This window comes from Nostoc sp. FACHB-190 (genome assembly GCF_014696905.1).
Lineage (GTDB): Bacteria > Cyanobacteriota > Cyanobacteriia > Cyanobacteriales > Nostocaceae > Nostoc_B.
Genome location: NZ_JACJQW010000005.1, coordinates 286,395 through 306,264, shown reverse-complemented (window position 1 = coordinate 306,264; position 19,870 = coordinate 286,395). Strand labels below are relative to the sequence as shown.

Here is a 19,870-nt window from a genome sequence, read left to right as displayed (position 1 = left end):
TGTTTGCTGCATAAAAATTGTCTGCTATTCCTGAAGATATTCTCAAGATATAATGAATTTTTTAGCAAAAAACCTGATGAATAGGAGTTTGTAAGTACTTATAACAACTACTAGCTAAAAAGGTGAAAAATTATGTATCATTATGAACAAATAAGTCTGAAGTTCGGCTTTTGAGTATAGGAAAGTACAGAAAGGTTGACGGTGATTTATTGATTTTTCAGGTGTATTCTTAGGTAATCAGTTTATTTGTTTTTCCGGCATTGGGTAGGGGAAGGGAGATGATCGTGACACAAGATAAAGCCCTAGCAAATGTTTTTCGTCAGATGGCAACTGGGGCGTTTCCGCCAGTGGTGGAAACGTTTGAAAGAAACAAAACGATCTTTTTTCCGGGCGATCCTGCTGAACGAGTTTATTTTCTTCTTAAGGGTGCTGTAAAACTTTCCAGGGTATACGAAGCAGGAGAAGAAATAACGGTAGCACTGTTACGGGAAAATAGTGTTTTTGGTGTTTTGTCTTTGCTGACTGGAAATAAGTCAGATCGGTTTTACCATGCTGTTGCATTTACACCTGTAGAATTGCTATCAGCACCAATCGAACAAGTAGAGCAAGCACTCAAGGAAAATCCAGAATTGTCTATGTTAATGCTGCGGGGTCTATCTTCGCGGATTTTACAGACAGAGATGATGATTGAAACTCTCGCTCACCGGGATATGGGTTCTAGATTGGTGAGTTTTTTATTAATTCTTTGTCGTGATTTTGGTGTTCCTTGTGCAGATGGAATCACAATTGATCTGAAGCTATCTCATCAAGCGATCGCAGAAGCAATTGGTTCGACTCGCGTCACAGTCACTAGGTTACTTGGTGATTTACGCGAAAAGAAAATGATTTCTATTCATAAAAAGAAGATTACTGTGCATAAACCTGTTAGCTTAAGTAGGCAGTTCACTTAAAACAGAAGTCAGAAGTCAGAATCAAACCTTGATTCATTCTGCATTTGGGCTTTCTGACTCTGGCATTGTTGGTTGTTCAAAGCAATTGGAGGTAATGAAGTTGGCAAGTCTGGTGTTTTTGCAGATAATACCCATAGCTGGAGGCAAATCATAAATTGATAAATCTTCGCTATTGCCAATTTCCAACCCTCCACAGACAATGGTCGAAAGTAGTAGGCTGTATCTGGAACCATTTCGGTAGCTGAAGATGACCACCGGGTACATCCTCATTGCAGCAATTTTAATTTTGGGAGGCGTAATAGCCACTGTGGGCGATCGCATTGGCACACGGGTTGGCAAAGCTCGCCTCTCACTCTTTAAGCTTCGTCCCAAAAATACGGCGGTGGTGGTGACGATTTTTACTGGTGGCTTGATTTCTGCATCAACTTTGGGCATTTTGTTTGCTGCGGATGAGGGCTTGCGTAAGGGAGTCTTTGAATTAGAAGATATTCAAAAAGACTTGCGAAACAAGCGGGAACAACTCAAAACCGCAGAAGCCCAAAAAAGCCAAGTCGAAACAGAATTAAGTCAAGCCAGAAAAGAACAAACCCAAGCGCAACAAGACTTACAAAGAATTAATAAATCTTTGCAAGCGGCCAATGCAAAACAACGGGAAACCCAAGCAAAACTTAACCAAACTCTAAGCCGCCAAGCAAAGATCCAAGGGCAATTACAAAGCACTCAAGGGCGTTTGAATCAAGTTGCAACTCAATATCAGCAAGCGCGGTCAGAATTAGAAAACGTTTATAACCAAAGAAAAGCCTTACAAGTAGCGGTAGGACAATTAAAGGCAGAACAACAAAGATTGTACGCAGAGGCGAAAAAGGCGATTGATGAAGCGAAAACCGCTATTTCCAAACGAGATCAGGAACTCGCCAATCGTCAAGAAATTATTGAACAGCGCGATCGCAAAATCGCCCAATTAGATAAACTCATTCAAAATCGCAATTTAGAAATTACTGCCAGAGAACAGGTAATTGCAACCAGAGAAGCTCGCCTCAAAGAATTAGAAAGACAACAGGATTATTTAGAACAAGAAGTAGCCAGACTCGAAAAATATTATCAGTCTTATCAAGACCTGCGTTTAGGCAAGTTGGCGTTAGTGCGTGGTCAAGTTTTAGCTGGTGCAGTAATTCAAGTCAGTCAAGCCTCGGCGGCGCGTCAGGCGGTGTTGCAACTTTTAGGCGATGCTAACCAAAATGCCATCTTTCAATTAACTGAACCGAGCGCAACGCCAGAAAATACCCAAATATTGCGCGTCACTCCCGAAAGAGTTGAGCAGTTGATTAGACAAATTAGTGATGGTAGGGAGTATGTCGTGCGAATTTTCTCCGCAGGTAATTACGTCCGGGGCGAAAAACAGATAGAATTTTTTGCAGATGCCGCACGTAATGTCTTAGTCTTTGCGGGAGGAGAGGTGTTAGCCAGTACTAGCGCCGACCCCAAAACCATGACATCTTATCAGTTACGGCAAAGATTAGATTTGCTGATTTCGGCTTCCCAGTTTCGCGCCAGAAATGCCGGCATTGTAGAAGGCGTGCAAGTAGATGGCACATTTTTGCGCTTTATTAACCAGCTAAGACAATATGATCAGCCTTTAGATATTAAAGCGATCGCCGCCGAAGATACATACACAGCCGGGCCTCTGCGCGTGAAATTATTAGCTGTCCAAAACGGTAAAGTGATTTTTAGTACTTAAATTAGTATTGACTATTGATTCTTGGACAGCCACTTCTTTCAAGATGTTCATTGGGCCTGTGTTTTTGAGGAGTTGCATTTCTTGTTCATTTCGTACTAGTAAAGCACCAGCGAATCCTAATGAGTTAACAGAAATTGATTGGTATTTTTCTTGCGATCGCGGTACGATTAACATCCATTCTTTAGTTGCTAGTAAGTTGTAAGCCGCAGATGGTGTTTGACTATCAACTATTTCTATCCCCACAGCACTTAACAAATTGTGATATACCTGGCAAATAGCTTCTGCTGAGGTTAACGGAGATTCCAAGCAATTCGGATCTAAAGTGGCAAAAGCATTAACAAACGGTAGTTGCGATATTTTTCCTACACCATCTTTCAATTCTGCTGATGCGAATAATGGTTGAATAGGTATCTGTACTCCAGCAGGAGCGAGTGGTAAAGGTACTATCTGTAAATGTTTGTGTCGCTGACTCGCACCTGCGATTTTACCACTGTTGTAAAAAGCTAAACCTTCAAACTCAGCAAAACAAGCCAATAACGCCGCAAAATCTTCTGGGGTGAGTAGGCTTTCTTGTTCTTCAAAAGCGCGGGTAATGAGGAGTAGATGATAGTCAACAACGTTGAATTTGTTCAAAATACAGACATGAGTATCGGAAATTTCCGCCACAAATAAATCTTGTTCATAGGGAAGGAAAGGGTTGAAATCTTTACCAGCATTAGTTTGTTTATCTTGCTGTTTCTTGGCTGCGTCTTTGCGGGTTAGGTTCGATAAAATTCGGACTAGAAAGTTAACGCCGTCTTGCTCAACAAATTCAAATTCTGTTGGAATAGAAAGCAATGCCCCACATTTGAGAGCATGTAACGTAGTTTCTTTGACACTTGTCCATAAAGTGCCAGTTTTCAGGAAAATTTCTCCCTTGAGCATTGATGAGTGCATGATTTAACATTCATCAGTCTAAATCAGGTTCAACGCCAAGCGATCGCAATTGTGCAATTAATCTTTCTGTACGCCTTATGAAGTGTTCTCATTAGCTCACCCAAATTGGTACAAATTGAAAATTCTTACTGTTAAATAATCCCTGGTCACTGAGTTTTAAATCGGGAATCACTAAAAGCGCCATGAATGAAAGGGTCATAAATGGTGCAGAAAGTTTTGAACCGAGACATTTTGCCCAAGTATCCAGGTTGGCGTAACTTTGAGCAACAGTATAACCGTCTGCAATACTCATCAGTCCTGCTACTGGAAGTGAAAGCACTTGAATGGTGTCACCATCAGCTACGGCTATACCGCCTTGAGTATTAATTACTGCATTGACAGCAGTACAGATTTCTGTGTCAGTTGTACCCACTGCAACAATATTATGGGAATCATGGGCAACACTAGAAGCGATCGCACCTCGTTTTAAGCCGAAATTTTTGATTAAAGCGATCGCTGGTGGTAAATTTTGATAACGATTAACAACAGCAATTTTCAAGATGTCATACTCTAAATTAGCAATGACTTCTCCCTGATGAATATGTGCTGGTAAATGTTGCTCTCCTGTAATTAACTGTCCATCCCTGGCTTCAATAACTCGTACAGTAGAACCCTGTACTGGTAAGCAAAAATCCGCGATTTGCTTTGGTTCGGTAGCAAAGTTATTGATGGGTGTAACTGGGACAGATGCAAGTAAAGCTTTGCCTGACTTCGCTACTAAAACACCATTGCAATAGGTAGACAGCACTTGAAATTCTTGCAGATTATTTACCACTATTAAATCAGCGCGATCGCCCACTTGTAGCAGTCCCACATTCAGGTTGTAGTGGAGTACAGGATTTACACAGGCAATTTGCAGTACCTTCATTACCTCATGACCGAGGGCGACTGAACGCCGCACCAGTTCATTGATATGCCCTTTTACCAAATCATCAGGATGTTTATCATCACTACAGAACATACACTGCTCAGGATGAGAATCAATCAAGGAGTGTAGGGCTGCATAATTTTTGGCTGCTGAACCCTCTCGAATCAAAATTTTCATCCCGACTGCAAGTTTGTCTTGTGCTTCTTCTATGGTGTAGCACTCGTGGTCAGTAGAAATTTTGGCAGATGCGTAGCGTTGTACTGCTTCACCACAAAGTCCTGGCGCGTGACCATCAACAGGATGTTCCAGTTCTAAAGCCATACCAATTTTTGCCATTATCTCTGGATCTGATGCCAAAACACCAGGAACATTCATCACTTCACTTAGATAGGAAATACCATCTTCTTGAAAGAGTTGGTGGATGTCTTCGGGTGTTAGTGCTGCACCTGCGGTTTCAAATTGAGTTGCTGGAACGCAAGCAGGCGCACCAAAGGCAACTGTAAACGGTGTTTGGGCAGCATTGGCCAGCATAAAGCGAACACCAGCAATACCCAAAACATTAGCTATTTCATGGGGGTCAGACACTGTGGCAACTGTACCATGTACCGTTGCGAGTCGGGCAAATTCTGAGGGTACAAGCATTGAGCTTTCAATATGAACATGAGCATCAATAAAACCTGGGAGAATATATTGTTCGTAGTGTTGCCCATCTTGACGTTCGATAGACTGAATGCGCCCTTTCTCAATGAAGACTTTTCCCGGAAATATGGTTTTGTGAAGAATATCTACAATGTTGCCATAAATTATTAAATTGTTCATAACTTACCCCCAATAATCAAGGGTTTATGACGTAATTTTCATCAGAAAAATGGGTCTGAAACCCCGTCCTTCGCTTCGTTAAAGGACGGCTTTACAAATATCTTCTAGGCAATAGCCTTCAAACATAGAAGTACGGTAAACACTATCATTTATATCTGATGAGTAGCAGCAAAGTTAATCAATAGTTAAGAAATAGTCGATAATTTACTGAGTACGGTAAACTACCATACAATGCTTAACAAAGAGCCTTTAGAATAAAAGACAAGAAACAAATTGAGGAGCCTTGCAGGATGCAAGTTTCATACGATTCTGATAAGCGCAAGTTGCTATCATCTCTGTGTCATGGGGCGATTTTTTTTAGTACGGCGTTGTTTTCAGTTGGTGTGCCGATTGTTATTAACATTATCTCGGATGACCCAGTTGTTAAAAGTAACGCTAAGGAATCAATTAATTTTCACTTCAATGTTTGGTTTTGGGCAACTGTAGTTGGTGTACCCATTACTGTTTTATCTTGGCTGACTTTTGGTATTGGTGGAATTTTGTTTTTTCCCGTTGTCGCTTTTGGCTTTTTATTACACTGGGGATTAACAATTGTTGCACTTTTACACTGTTTCAGTAATCCTGATGAGCCTTTCCGTTATCCGTTTATTTTCCGAGTTTTCTAATTGTTATGGGTGTAGATAAAGTTAGTTATAGAAAGGGATGAGTAAATCATCCCTTTTTTATTAGACAATGTTAGGAATATTATTCACAAGTGGTACATAAGAATTTAGGACTTATACCAAATTGAAGAATGATTGCGACAAATGAATTGCCCAAAAGCTTACCAGTAAAGCTTGTATCAATCCAAAATCTGTCTTGAAAAGTTTGCTCAAGTCGGGGAACCCGCCCACGCAACTTTTCGCAAAATCTAAAATCCAAAATGGTATTACGCAGTAAGACGAAATATTAAGGGTGTAGGGGTATAGGGGTGTATGTATTTAAAACTCTTACACCCCATACCCTTTCACCCCTATACCCAACCTCCACAGACAATCTTGGTGCGTAAGTCCTATCTAATAATTGTTTACGTATATTAAAACAGTACTAATTATGACGATGAACGAGAGTGGCGCTGGCTTGATTTACTGGCATAAGGATGACTTCGTTAATGTTAACGTGGGGCGATCGCGTGGTGCAGAAAAATATCACATCAGCAATATCATCAGCCGTTAAGGGATTTACGCCTTGATAAACTCGCTTGGCGCGTTCTGTGTCGCCATGAAACCGCACTTCACTAAATTCCGTTTCTACCATCCCAGGATCAACAGAAGTGACGCGGACTGGAGTACCTAACAAGTCTTGTTTTAAACCTTCGGAAATTGCTTTAACAGCAGCTTTTGTTGCACAGTAAACATTACCACCAGGGTAAGTTTGATGTCCGGCGATGGAACCAAGATTGACCACATGACCACGACCACGGCTGACCATTCCGGGAACGACGTAGCGGGTGAGGTAAAGCAAACCTTTGATATTGGTATCAATCATTTCTTCCCAGTCTTGAAAGTCGCCTTCATGCAGCTTATCTAAACTGCGACTCAAACCGGCATTGTTGATGAGAATATCTATATTCGACCATTCAGCAGGCAGATTATTGATTGCTGATTCTACCGCAGGGCGATCGCGCACATCTAGCTGTAATAAATGAGTGGCTGTACCAAATTCTTGATTTAAACTGTCTGCTAACTGCTGCAAACGTTCTAGCCGTCGCGCCGCTAAAATCAACTTTGCACCAGCACCTGCAAAAACTTTGGCACAAGCAGTACCAATTCCACTGCTTGCGCCAGTAATTAACACAATTTGATTTTGTAGGGAAATCATTGTTAGTCAATAGTCAATAGTCCAGTGTTAATTGTCCAATAATTCTGAACTATTGACCAAGGTGAAGATGAAAGGAGTTGGTGGTTCGACTGCGCTCACCAACAGGAGGATCTACAAACCGCGCAGGCGGTCATTGCGCTTGCCGAAATACGGGGTTTGTTTGTATAGTATGTGCTTCAAATTTCCGACTTCATTTCACTACTCTTAAACGCTGACTTACCATTGTGATTCCTTCACCGCGAACAACCACGGCGGAAACCCATTGATTACCGGGTGTAGCAGGTGCGCGTCCAACCTTAAAAATGCCGCCGGATGTGAGTAATTGCAAATCTAAAGGTGCGGGGTTGAGATATTTTTCGATTTTGACTGGTTCTTCCGTGGCTGCTCCTAGCAGAAAATCTTCTCCCAATGGTTCTTTCACAATGGCATCAAAACTATACTGCTGCCCAACTTTTACCTGCTGGGGTAATTTAACATCAAGTTGGGGTGGCTGATTACCTCTAGTAATCAAAGTCCGTTCGCCTAAGATGTCTTGACTGACAATTTTGCCGCCTGCAATTCTTTGACGGGATGTGATTGTGGCATTTAGCGCCAAATTATTAGCGTTAGTGGATGGGGCGCTAGAAATGTTAGTGACAGTTTCGGCAATAATGGCATTACCTTCTGATTTCCAAGATTGCAGCTTTGTGGTGTAGCGTAATTGGGGGTATTGTTTCCAAAGAGTCACCAGGGCTTTTTCCAAGTTTGTACGGTTTAAGCCATCTCCATTGGTAAAATTGGGACTATAGAATTGAAGTACGGCTTGAGCATTGCCTTTACTAGCGGCTGTATCAATTTGCGTTAGTAAATTATTTAGTTCTGCTGGTGGAGCTTGGGGAGTAGCGGCTTGCACACTGTGTAAACTGCTAGTTAAACCAAGTGTGAGTAGCGATAATAACAGCCAACTTGGAGTTAAAAATCGGGGTTGGCGTTTGCGGAATATAGGAATAATGTTAGTCATTGGTAACAGTTTACTGATTTTATTCATGAAGGTCGGGAAATTGTTTTATCTTAGTTAAGCTAGGCGCTAAACGGTAGAGGTTTGATGACAAACGCACCGATAAGATTACTCATAGCTGCCAGTGGGACTGGTGGACATTTGTTTCCGGCGATCGCACTGGCAGAAAAACTGCCAAACTATGAAATTGAATGGTTGGGTGTGCCGAATCGACTAGAAACGCAACTTGTTCCCAAACAGTATCCCTTGAATATTATTGAAGTTGAAGGGTTCCAGCAAGGGTTCGGACTTGCATCTCTAAAGATTTTGGGTAAACTCACTGGTTCGATTATAGAAGTTCGACGAATTCTCAAACAGGGGAAATTTCAAGGGGTGTTTACTACAGGCGGTTATATTGCGGGGCCTGCGGTAATTGCGGCGCGTTCTTTGGGTTTACCTGTAGTTTTTCACGAATCTAATGCTTTACCAGGAAAGGTAACAAGGTTTTTTGGCCCTTGGTGCAATGCAATGGCGCTGGGGTTTGAAGCGGCTGCTAAGTATTTACCCAAAGCGAAAAATGTTTGTGTTGGTACACCAGTGCGATCGCAATTTTTAGCAGCAGCAGTTCCCCCGCTCGATTTAAATATTCCTGAGAATGCACCCTTAATTGTGGTTTTTGGGGGTAGTCAAGGCGCAGTGGCTGTAAATAAATTCGTCCGTCAAGCGGCGAGTGCTTGGTTAGATACTGGTGCTTATATTGTGCATTTAACAGGCGATCGCGATCCCGATGCCGGGATTTTTAAACATTCGCAATATATAGAGTTACCCTTTTATGACAATATGGCGGCGCTGTTGCGACGTGCAACTTTAGCAATTAGTCGTTCTGGTGCTGGTAGCTTAACAGAATTAGCCGTGTGTGGTACACCTGCAATTTTGATCCCTTACCCCTTTGCGGCGGAAGATCATCAATCTTACAACGCCGAGGTATTTACTAAAGCTGGCGCAGCAATTACAGATAAACAATCAGAGTTAACCGCCGAAAAATTGCAAACTCAAGTTTTAGAGTTATTGCAAAATCCCGCCGAGTTAACCAAAATGAGGGAAAATGCCAAAGCGATCGCAGTTCCTGATAGTGCGGATAAATTGGCTTCTCTGTTGCGAGAAGTGCTGGAAACTTAAATAATTCAGCAAAGCAAATCTTATCTAGAGACACGAGATTTCGTGTCTTCTTTTATTTTATATTGTTGTTATTCTACAACAGGTGTACCCAGCAACCCTAGTAATATCTTGAACAATATTTCTAGTTGATCTGGTACTATGTAAAAATTCAAATCCTCATAAATTAAATTATTTTGCTGCTCTAGAAAACCAAACTTCCAGATATTACCGATTGTTACCGCACCATAAATCTTGGTTGATTCCGACTCATTAATTTTTGCCAATGCTATCAACTCTACAGCTAGTTGAGTAAAACCCCTAGTCAAGTCAGCGTTTTTGGCTTCCACCACTAACAATTCTTTGCTGTTTTTGATGTAATAATCTAATGTGCCTTTTAAATATTCACCGGCATTCACCGGATACTCAATGTTCAGCTTAGTTTGATAATAATCGCACACCTCGAATAATATCGGAGCGACCGCCGCTTGTTTTCTAGCATCCTCTGTCAACAAACTAGTCAGCCGTAGATTTCTGTTGATAGTTGTATTTAACTGCTCAAAGCTACTGGGAAGATTCTCGACAACAGGTAAGTCTAATTTTTGACTAGTATAATTGTAGTCAAGCTCTTTTAATATATCTTCTACTGGAAAGGACATTTGGAAGTAATTACTAAAAGTGTAACTTTGTCCTGGTTGTAATATTTTAGTCATATTTCAACTTCTCAATATGTTGATTTTAACCAAGTCAAGATTTCACTAATGTAGAGACGTTATATACATCACTTTTGAAGTAAGTGAGATACAGCATGAGTATTAAGTAATGAGTAATGAGTAATATAGCCTTTCCTAGTCTGCTGAGGTACAAATTTATCTGCGTCCATCTGCGTTTAATTAGGGCTTGCTTGTACTTCACTAGAATAAGAAACGCTATAAGTAAATTTATGACTCATTACTCATTACTCATTACTCATTACTTTTAGGACTTACGCAAAAACACTCTCGAATCCTATTAACTTCGTGTCCTTTGCGCCCTTTGCGGTTCGTTTTTTCATGATTCTGCGTAATTCCTGACTTTTTTCAATCATTTTTTGTACCTCATAAACATCGAATTTGCTGTATAAAGTCTCTACATTGATGTTCACCAGATGTCTATTTACTCATCACTAAATAAATACCCCAAATTGCCATTGCACGAAGATAAGTACTAGCGCGGAAAGTCCCGGCGGCGGTAATGGCTTCTGGGGTGCGGAATTGCAAGCCGTTGTTGTAAATTTGCTGCACAACAGCTTGTGTGACTCGTAAAGCTTCATCCTGCATTCCCATCTGCACAAGAAACGCCGCTAGTCCAAAATTGATTCCTGTCCACACTTCTAAAGGATGGGTGGCTTTGGGGTTTTCTGGGGAACCATCGGGAAGTACACCATTCGCCGCACCAAATTCACCATTTTGGAATTTCAAGAAACAAGCATCATAAACAGTCTTCAGGGTAGAAAGGGCGCGATCGCTCGGTACAATATCCGGTAGTTCTAGTAATCTGGCATAAAATTGCCCACATAACTGATCTGCCATCACCACAGCAGAACCACTGCCACTATCTAACCGATAATATTGTCCATTCCACAACTTTTCCTCATAGATAGGACGAGATTGCGCTAACCAACCCTCATAAATAAACTTTTGCTTCTCTTTCTCCGCGCCCTCTGCGCCTTGGCGGTTCGTTATTAAAATATCACTAATTGCGATCGCTGCTTCCAAAGCCGCCAACCACAACCCGCCACAATAAGCACTCACGCCCTGTAACCGCCAATCATCAAAAGTTTGGTCTGGTGCGCCAGAATTTTCTGGAATACCATCGCCATCTTTGTCGAAAGTTTTCAGATAATCGAGAGTTTGGACAATTGCATCCCAACAATCTGCCAAAAACTCTACATCATCAGCACCAGTCAGCAAATAATCGCGGTAAACTTGCAAAACAAAATCAGAGCTTAAATCTTTCCACAAATTACAGTCTTGATAACAGGTGTAATTCGTCTTCTCCCAGACGTGTTCATTGGGTGCGCCTAAATCGTGGGGTGTTGCACCTGCGACTTTCCGGGCGGCAGTTGTCGTATCTGCACCAATGGTATAGTAATAGCCAATAATCCTCTGATGGTCATCACTTTGGGGAATTGCCCTCCCAAAAGCCCGCATCACCGACTTTTCTAGTTCTGGGAACAGCAACAGCAACCCAAAGGAACCATACAACCGCACATCTAAACTTTCATACCAACGGTAATCTAAACATTCCAGCACAGCAAATTGGCCGATAGGGTCGAGTTCTGAAGCTGCACTCCAGAGAGTACCACCACTAGTTAAGTCGTATAATTCGTTAAATAACGCCATTTTGAACCAATCTGGCAAATCTTCGCGGTTGAGAATTGGTGCTTGCCAACTTTGAATTTGCGATCGCCATGTTTGATAATTGTCTAAAGCAGTAGTCGCAATTTCCCAAGCATGATTGCCATTTTTACCAAAGAAATCTGTATATCTGCGGTAATAATTCACTCCCGCCGCAAATTCCGTCACTGGTAAATCCCAAGCCAACACAAAAGGAATTTCTAAAGTTTCTCCTGGTTGGAGAGTAAAGCGAACTGCGATCGCACTTCCTAACTGTTGATTTTCTACCGCCGGATTGGTATCTAGATAGTTAGGCAAAGAACCATCACTAGCAAAGCTTTGCCATACCTCCTCACCTGTACCGTCAGGATGCCATTTACTGTGGTGAAAAACTTCCACTTGCGGATGTTTCACCGTTGCAATACACCAACTCCCGTCACCTTCCTGCACAGGTTCCGTAATTCCAACCCTTCCGAAAACACAACCAAAGTGTAGAGAATTTTCCACTAATTGATTGTAATTGCCCTGACTTTCACCCCAGCGCGGCTGATATTCATACACTGGGCTACCATCATCGCGTATCTTGACTTCCGGCGACTTCAACGCATTAGTAAACCAGCCCGCCATATTTTCCCAAGTCAACATAATGCTGAGAGTAATTGGTACATTGCTGGGGTTATGCGCCTTCCACAAAAACACCGCCACCGGATAGCTAGTTTCTTGATAATTATCTGCCCAAATCGGCGAAAACTGCTCACAAGTTAATTCTGCTTGAAAGACATTTTCATACACAAACCAACTACGTGGGTATAAAGCATGATAAGTCCCGGTGGAAGTTGACTCACTACTCGCTGGGTACCATTGCCAAGTCTGGAGACTACCATCTTCCGGTGATTGAGTCGATAAAGCATAAACTTGAGAAGTTGTGCCATTGGACTCAAACACACTGAATTGACAAGACGGCACATTTTTAAAGATATGTTCACCGCCATCGATGTGCCACAGGTTAAAATCTCCCCTCGAAGAACGCCCAATGCAGCCTGCACCAAAACCACCCAAAGGCATTCCATGCCAAGGGCCATCGTCAAGATTACTGGCATAGCGGACGGTATAAGGTTTATCCCAACCTAACCCGATGGGACGGTTCCAAGTACAAGAAGGAATTTCGTGGGAGTTTTGATTTGTCATCGCCTGATGTCACAGCGTGCAGTTACGCTTAGGAAGCTTAACGCGATGTGTAATTTTTCTCAAGTTTTTTCTGTAAGTAAAAATGACTTCCTTTAGAGAGATGAACTGTCAAGCTAATATTTCTACATTAATCACGGATGTCTGCTTAAGCACTAGGACATTTTAAGGCTTAACAAAACGTTAAGCCTTTTTCTTGAAAATGAATAACGCAGTGAGATGAAAAATCAAGGGTTTAGGGGTTTGAGGGTGTCAGGGTGTAGGTGTGAAAAACTTTTACAGCCCATACCTGATATTTTTATGCAAAAATTCAATTCAAAATATGCAATTATTACATGAATGCGGATGCAATAAACCCTGATAAGTGCGATTCTCTTTTATGTAGGAATAGGTTGATGCTGATAGAGATAGATACCCCTGGTAAACACCGGGGGCTTTTTATTTGCAACCTAGCTATAGTAAAGTTTTGAGCCGCTAGATCCCAGAAGTCGGGAATCTGAACAGATGTAATCATTCAGAGTAATAGGTTAAGATTTGGAACTCTTCGTTACAGAAATTCCAGATTTTCGTGTATTTAAATAATTTACTGTTACTTACCAACTTTTCTCGTGTTAGGTTGGTAATTAGATGAATTAAAAACTGGCAATGAGTTTTAAACGCATTTTAGCTTTTAGTTGTTGGTTATTCTTCGCTTGTCTATTAGTTATTGGTTGTAATCAAGCAAATACACCCAACTCAGCCACAACTACTAGTCCAAAAGCCCAGACCACCACTTTAACTATTTCAGCCGCAGCTAGTCTCAAAGATGCACTTGAAGCCATCAAACCAATTTACAATCAGGTAAAACCAAGCGTGAACCTAACCTATAACTTTGGTTCATCGGGTGCTTTACAGCAGCAAATTGAACAAGGTGCAAAAGTTGATGTTTTTATCTCCGCCGCAACTAAACAAATAGATGCACTGGATAAAAAGGGTTTGTTAGTTGATGGTACTAAGAAAGATTTATTAAAAAATCAACTAGTATTAATTGCCCCACAAAACTCGACAAATATATCAGATTTTAAAGATTTAACTTCAAATCAAATTAAGAAAGTTGCTTTGGGTGAACCAAAAAGTGTCCCTGCGGGACAATATGCTCAACAAGTTTTGACTTCGTTAAAAATTGCTGACAAACTTAAAGGTAAGGTTGTTTACGCTAAAGATGTACGCCAAGCTTTAAATTATGTAGAATCCGGTAATGTTGATGCTGGGTTAGTTTATCTTTCCGATGCCAAAACTAGTTCAAAAGTTAAAGTGGTAACTAATGCACCTGAAAATAGTCATTCTCCTATAGTTTATCCCATTGCAGTGATTAAAAGTAGTAAAAACATTGATGCTGCTAAAGAATTTGAGCAGTTTTTATCTAGTAATAATGAAGCTAAAAATGTATTTAAAAATCATGGTTTTGTGTGGGCTGGAGGTTGATTCAACTTCGCTCACCAAGCTTGGTTCGATGGCGATAACTAACCGTTGTTCGACTTCGCTCATCAACAAGATGCAAGATTTGGAATACATCAAATAAGAAAATATTGTCTGCGATAGGACTCATATTTGATTTATGAAAAAAATCAGTACACCCAGATCAACCGTCTTTCCTACTCCCTACTCCCTGCTTACACAACTAGATTCAGGAATCAAACCGTATCCCTATATTTTTTGTCATTATCTCTTGGGAAAAGTTGAAAATATTTGATTATATAAACTATGCCACAGGATTTATCACCGCTTTGGATATCGCTAAAAACTGCATTATTGGCAACATTTATCACTTTTTTTGTGGGCATTGCGGCGGCTTATTGGATGCTCAGTTATCGTGGTAAGGCTAAATCTTTAATTGAGAGTATTTTTGTTGCGCCGCTAATTTTACCACCCACAGTTGTCGGCTTTTTATTGCTGTTATTTTTTGGCAAGAATGGGCCTGTGGGGAAATTCATGGAGCCTTTTGATTTCACGATTGTTTTTACTTGGTATGGTGCAGCGATCGCCGCGACTGTGGTTTCCTTCCCGTTAATGTATAAAACAGCCCTGGGAGCTTTTGAACAAATTGATGGTAATTTGCTGCGGGTAGCGAGAACCCTGGGTGCAAGTGAATCGAGAATTTTTTGGCGAATTAGTTTACCTTTAGCCTTACCGGGAATTTTAGCAGCGACGACCTTGGCTTTTGCCCGTGCTTTGGGTGAATTCGGCGCAACCTTAATGTTGGCGGGGAATATTCCTGGACAAACCCAAACAATTCCAATGGCGATTTATTTTGCTGTGGAAGCAGGCGCAATGGATGAAGCTTGGTTTTGGGCGATCGCAATTATGGTAATTTCCCTGTCGGGGATTATTGCGGTAAATTTTTGGCAAGAAGTCAAAGAAAAGGGAAGACACAAGGAAACAGGAACAAGAAAATCAGAAAGACGAGTGGCTCAATCTTATGTTGTGTCTGCGCCAACTTCTGAAATCGGTCTGTTTGTAGACATTGAAAAAAAATTACCCAGTTTTCATTTGCAAGTTTCCTTTAGTACCAACGAACAACCACTAGGCTTGTTGGGTGGTTCCGGCGCAGGTAAAAGTATGATTCTGCGTTGCATTGCAGGAATTGAAACCCCAACTAGAGGGCGAATCGTTTTGAATGGTAGGGTGTTATTTGATTCTGAAAAAGGCGTTAATGTACCTAGCCGCGATCGCCGCATTGGTTTTTTAGTCCAAAATTATGCTCTGTTCCCGAATATGACAGTGGCGGAAAACATCGCTTTTGGCTTACCCAAGGGATTATCTGCGTCAAGTGTCCGACTGCAAATCGAAGCACAACTAGTAGCAATGCAGTTACCTGGATTGGGCGATCGCTATCCCCATCAACTTTCCGGTGGTCAACAACAACGGGTCGCCTTAGCCAGAGCCTTAGCCAGTCAACCAGAAGCATTACTTCTCGATGAGCCATTTTCCGCCCTCGATACTCATCTGCGGAGTCAACTAGAACAACAGATGACCGAAACTCTAGCCGATTACCAAGGTGTGGCCTTATTTGTCACCCATAACATGGATGAAGCTTACCGCGTTTGTCCAAATTTATTAGTCTTGGAACAAGGTCAAGCCGTTCATCACGGTTCCAAATATGAAATTTTCGAGCATCCTGCTAGTGTGAGCGTAGCTAAATTAACTGGCTGTAAAAACTTTTCTCGTGCTGCTGTTCAAGGAACGCAAACAATCCAAGCCCTAGATTGGGGTTGTCATTTGCAAGTTGTTCAACCAATTCCTGATGAACTCTCTCACATCGGGATTCGCGCTCATCAACTCATCTTTTCCGCAGATGAATCTCCCGTTAATACCTTTCCCTGTTGGTTAGTGCGAACCAGCGAAACACCCCATAGGATGACATTATTTTTAAAACTACACACCGCCCCTAATAATCTGCAAGACTATCACCTACAAGCAGAGGTCTTCAAAGAGAAATGGGTGAATATCAAAGACAAACCTTTCCCTTGGTACGTGTGTTTAGACCCTCTGCGTTTGATGTTGATGGAAAATTAGTACAACAAGGCAAAAGTAAAAAGGTGAGCCATTGCGGTGGACGGGTTTCCCGGCATAAAGGAGACAGTGCCGTGGTGAAGCAGTCCGGTCTTGGGGGTTTCCCCCAGGAGGAACTGCTGAAAGGGTCTCCCGACTTGAGGCAACTGTCGTCAAATGGTGAACCCGAAGGGCAAAAAGAAAAAGAAAGAATATTGATACCACAAGCCTTTTAGCAATTCCTTATGGTCACTGAGTTTCGGCTTCGCGGTAATCGAGCGAAGCGATGTACTGAGCAGCTTGTCGTTCGCGTAGCGTCTCCGGCAGGAGAAGAGAAGTTTCGAGATTCAACTACCGCGTGGTCGAAGTGTGGTCTGTTTATTTAAGCCCAATACGGTTCAGGTAAGAAAAATAAATTACAACAAAACCAGTAAATGATAACTCAAAAAAAACAGCCAAATGATTTTGGAGGGGGTTTGGGGGACGCAACCGTCCCCCAATCGGGGGCTTGGGGAGCCACTGCGTTGGGCGGCTTTGCCGACTTGAAGCATGTGGCGTGGAGAATCCCCCAAATCTTTCTCATTGTTTAATAGGTAGAGCAGAACCGTATTGTATTTAAGCCGACCTGTACTAGTCTTTTTGTGAGTGCTGAGTAAAGAGTAAAGGTGTAAGTGTTCCAAACCCTTACACTCCCATACCCTCACACCCAATCTCAACAAACAACCTTGCGCGTAAGTCCTATATCTATGCTTTAACTGCTGTGTTGAAAATTATTTGTTGACAATTCCGATATATCGGAATATATTTTATTTAACGATAACGATATATCGTGATACGTCAAACAAACACAAGGAGTTACATAATGTTTAGACAATTTCATTCACGTTTTCCTGTACCAGCCCACGCTGGAGAAGGATTTGCCCAGCAATTTTCGGGCGGTGGACGACGTGGACACAGAGATTTATTGGGTGATGAACCACGCACCCGGCGCGGTGACATCAAATTGAAACTGCTGGGACTTTTATCGGAGCATCACCAGCATAAATTTGCCCATCAATTTGCTATGAGTGGACGACATGGACATGGACACCGGGGTTCATTTGGTGGTGACTGGGGAGATGAGCCACGCACCCGGCGCGGTGACATCAAATTTATGCTGCTGGCGCTTTTATCAGAGCGTCCCCAGCATGGTTATGAACTGATTAAAGAGCTAGAAAATCGTCGTGGAGGCTTTCGTAAGCTGAGTCCAGGCTCAGTTTATCCAACACTACAAATGTTGGAAGAAGGCGGTTATTTGACTAGTGAACAAGTCGAAGGTAAGCGCATCTACACAATTACAGATAATGGTAGACAGTTACTAAGCGATCGCCAACAGCAATCTCCTTCAAAAAATCCTTATGACAGTTTTGCAGAAAACAAGCCTTCGGAATTGATTGAGTTGCGCCAAACTTTAATAGAGTTACATGATGTCGTCGCACAAATTGGTCGCAGTGGCAATTTAGAACAAGCAAACCGAGTCAAGGAATTGCTTGTTCAGGTAAAGCGTGATATTTATAAATTCCTCGCTGAACAGTAGCCTATTTTGCTGATGTTAACGATATTGCTTGGCTTGAGTTTCATATAAGTAGGCGTAGCGATTACCCATTTGTATCAGTTCGTTATGAGTCCCACTTTCAATAATTGTGCCGTTTTCCATCACATAAATGCGATCGGCCATTTTGACAGTAGACAAGCGATGACTAATTAAAATCGCCGACTGATTTTGGATAAGTTGACGGAATTTTTCAAACACTTCATATTCCGCCTTCGCGTCCATTGCACTAGTAGGTTCATCTAAAACGATCAACTGGGAATCTCGTAAAAATGCCCGCGCTAAAGCGATTTTTTGCCATTGACCAACACTTAATTCTTCTCCTTGGTCAAATAGTTTACCCAAAATTGTGTCATAACCTTTGGGTAATTTGCTAATGACATCATCCGCACCAGAACGACGCGCCGCCGCTATAATACTCTCTCTATTAGCTGGCAAGTCAATATTAGCTAACCAAATATTTTCTTGTGCGGTAAAGTTGTATTTAGCATAGTCTTGAAAAATCACGCTGATGTCACGGCGTAATTCAGAGATTTGATAATCTTTAATATCAACACCATCAATTGTGATGCAGCCAGAGGATGGATCGTACAAACGACACAGCAATTTAATTAAAGTCGTTTTTCCCGAACCATTCTCACCTACCAGTGCGACTATTTCTCCTGGTTTAATACTCAAATTAATATTATGGAGTGCCTGACGAGTGGTAGTAGAATATTGAAAACTCACATCATGAAACACAATCCCAGTCTGCATTGGTCGCGGTATTGGTTTGGGATTTACTGGGTCAGCTAATCTTGGTTGGAGGTCAAGAAATTCGTAGAGATTACCTAAAAATAAATTATCTTCGTAGAGTGCTGAAACGTTAGCTAATAAACTTTTAATATCGTTCTGCCCTCGTTGGAGTGCTTGGTAATAAAGCACTAAATCACCCAAACGCAGCACACCATTGATTGCTTGATAGATAATTAAAGCATAAATTGCAAATATGAGAACCCCGGCGATCGCTTCGGCGAAAAAGTTAGCGATAAAGCGCCTGGTGAAAATTTTCAGGCTTTCTTTATAGATTTGTCTACGAATACGAAGATACCAATCACTAAAATAGTGACCTAAATCAAATAAGCGGATTTCTTTCGCAAATTGGTCTGATGTCAACATCCAAGCTAAATAAAAACCTTGGCGTTGCATTGGTGTCCATTTGCGCTGCCAATCATACATAATACGGCTATATTTAATCCGCACTAACATAGCAGGCAAAGCAGCTACAAATAAAACCCCCAAAATTCCCCAATGCAGTGTTAGTAACAAACCAATCATTGCTACTAAGGAAATACTATTTTGACCAATTTGTGCTAGACGATTGAGAATTTGCGGTGGTCGATAAGGTGCTTCTTGTTGCGCTCTTTGTAAGGTATCGTAATATAAAGCATTTTCGTAATACTCTAAATCAGCCGCAATCGATTTAGCATTAATAATTCCTTGCATATAGTCAGTTACCCGTTGAGAATGGGCAGTGGTGACTAGTTCTGTTAAGGAGTTAGCCAAGGTTGTTAATAAAGTAATTCCACCCGCCAGCGCAATTAATACTAAGACATTCCGAAATGCTAATGTCTTATCCGCTAGGCTCAAGTTAGCAGCGACCGTATCAATAATCAGTTTTGAAAGATAAATTGAGACTACAGGTAAGATACCTTGAATTATTAGTAAAACGACACGGGCGATCGTCCAACGGGGGCTACTTTGCCATACTAGACGCAATGCCGGCAAAAGTCGCAGAGTATTTTGCAGTCTATCTCGAATTTTTTTGCCTAGTTGCATATTTAAAATGGCGATCGCACTAAATT

At 41.6% G+C, this 19,870-nt stretch carries 15 protein-coding genes; 7 read left to right on the top strand and 8 right to left on the bottom strand.

The window, feature by feature from the left end:
- Window positions 1-278 precede the first annotated feature (278 nt).
- Window positions 279-950, top strand: a complete 672-nt coding sequence (gene ntcA / locus H6G28_RS09215; RefSeq protein WP_015113299.1) for a global nitrogen regulator NtcA — start codon at window positions 279-281, stop codon at window positions 948-950.
- 33 nt (window positions 951-983) lie between these two features.
- On the opposite strand, the gene H6G28_RS09210 is transcribed toward ntcA, so the two are convergent.
- On the bottom strand, window positions 984-1,205 hold the full coding sequence (locus H6G28_RS09210) for a hypothetical protein (protein WP_190590707.1): 222 nt from the start codon (window positions 1,203-1,205) through the stop codon (window positions 984-986).
- Between H6G28_RS09210 and H6G28_RS09205 the strand changes: the two genes are divergently transcribed.
- Entirely contained in the window at window positions 1,198-2,688 is a 1,491-nt protein-coding gene (locus tag H6G28_RS09205; protein ID WP_190590708.1) for a DUF3084 family protein, read from the top strand. The genes H6G28_RS09210 and H6G28_RS09205 overlap by 8 nt on opposite strands.
- Here H6G28_RS09205 and H6G28_RS09200 read toward each other — a convergent pair.
- A complete protein-coding gene (locus H6G28_RS09200) occupies window positions 2,650-3,612 on the bottom strand; it encodes an ATP adenylyltransferase family protein (protein ID WP_190670417.1) in 963 nt (320 codons plus the stop codon). The genes H6G28_RS09205 and H6G28_RS09200 overlap by 39 nt on opposite strands.
- 103 nt (window positions 3,613-3,715) lie before the next feature.
- A complete protein-coding gene (ade, locus tag H6G28_RS09195; RefSeq protein WP_190670383.1) occupies window positions 3,716-5,350 on the bottom strand; it encodes an adenine deaminase in 1,635 nt (544 codons plus the stop codon).
- Window positions 5,351-5,640: 290 nt separating this feature from the next.
- Between ade and H6G28_RS09190 the strand changes: the two genes are divergently transcribed.
- Entirely contained in the window at window positions 5,641-6,015 is a 375-nt protein-coding gene (locus H6G28_RS09190; RefSeq protein ID WP_190670382.1) for a DUF4870 domain-containing protein, read from the top strand.
- Window positions 6,016-6,436: 421 nt separating this feature from the next.
- Here the strand turns inward: H6G28_RS09190 and H6G28_RS09185 are convergent, their stop codons facing one another.
- Window positions 6,437-7,210, bottom strand: a complete 774-nt coding sequence (locus tag H6G28_RS09185; RefSeq protein ID WP_190670381.1) for an SDR family oxidoreductase — start codon at window positions 7,208-7,210, stop codon at window positions 6,437-6,439.
- Between the two features lie 190 nt (window positions 7,211-7,400).
- Window positions 7,401-8,210, bottom strand: coding sequence for a DUF8623 domain-containing protein (locus H6G28_RS09180; RefSeq protein ID WP_190670379.1), 810 nt, complete (start codon window positions 8,208-8,210; stop codon window positions 7,401-7,403).
- An 84-nt stretch (window positions 8,211-8,294) separates the two neighbouring features.
- Between H6G28_RS09180 and murG the strand changes: the two genes are divergently transcribed.
- On the top strand, window positions 8,295-9,365 hold the full coding sequence (gene murG / locus H6G28_RS09175) for an undecaprenyldiphospho-muramoylpentapeptide beta-N-acetylglucosaminyltransferase (protein WP_190670378.1): 1,071 nt from the start codon (window positions 8,295-8,297) through the stop codon (window positions 9,363-9,365).
- A gap of 68 nt (window positions 9,366-9,433) precedes the next feature.
- Here the strand turns inward: murG and H6G28_RS09170 are convergent, their stop codons facing one another.
- Entirely contained in the window at window positions 9,434-10,054 is a 621-nt protein-coding gene (locus tag H6G28_RS09170) for a hypothetical protein (RefSeq protein ID WP_190670377.1), read from the bottom strand.
- A 438-nt stretch (window positions 10,055-10,492) separates the two neighbouring features.
- Entirely contained in the window at window positions 10,493-12,907 is a 2,415-nt protein-coding gene (locus H6G28_RS09165; RefSeq protein WP_190670375.1) for a GH116 family glycosyl hydrolase, read from the bottom strand.
- A 642-nt stretch (window positions 12,908-13,549) separates the two neighbouring features.
- Here H6G28_RS09165 and modA point away from each other — a divergent pair.
- The 3 genes from modA (at window position 13,550) to H6G28_RS09150 (ending at window position 18,011) form a co-directional block, all read left to right on the top strand.
- Window positions 13,550-14,368, top strand: a complete 819-nt coding sequence (gene modA / locus H6G28_RS09160) for a molybdate ABC transporter substrate-binding protein (RefSeq protein ID WP_190670374.1) — start codon at window positions 13,550-13,552, stop codon at window positions 14,366-14,368.
- Window positions 14,369-14,647: 279 nt separating this feature from the next.
- The gene (gene modB / locus H6G28_RS09155; RefSeq protein ID WP_190670372.1) at window positions 14,648-16,459 is read left to right on the top strand and encodes a molybdate ABC transporter permease subunit; all 1,812 of its coding nucleotides are present in this window, start codon (window positions 14,648-14,650) and stop codon (window positions 16,457-16,459) included.
- 838 nt (window positions 16,460-17,297) lie between these two features.
- Window positions 17,298-18,011: a PadR family transcriptional regulator gene (locus tag H6G28_RS09150; RefSeq protein ID WP_242054495.1), complete on the top strand. Its 714-nt coding sequence runs from the start codon at window positions 17,298-17,300 to the stop codon at window positions 18,009-18,011.
- Between the two features lie 15 nt (window positions 18,012-18,026).
- Here H6G28_RS09150 and H6G28_RS09145 read toward each other — a convergent pair whose 3' ends face one another.
- Window positions 18,027-19,844, bottom strand: a complete 1,818-nt coding sequence (locus tag H6G28_RS09145) for an ABC transporter ATP-binding protein (protein ID WP_190670370.1) — start codon at window positions 19,842-19,844, stop codon at window positions 18,027-18,029.
- Between the last annotated feature and the right edge of the window lie 26 nt (window positions 19,845-19,870).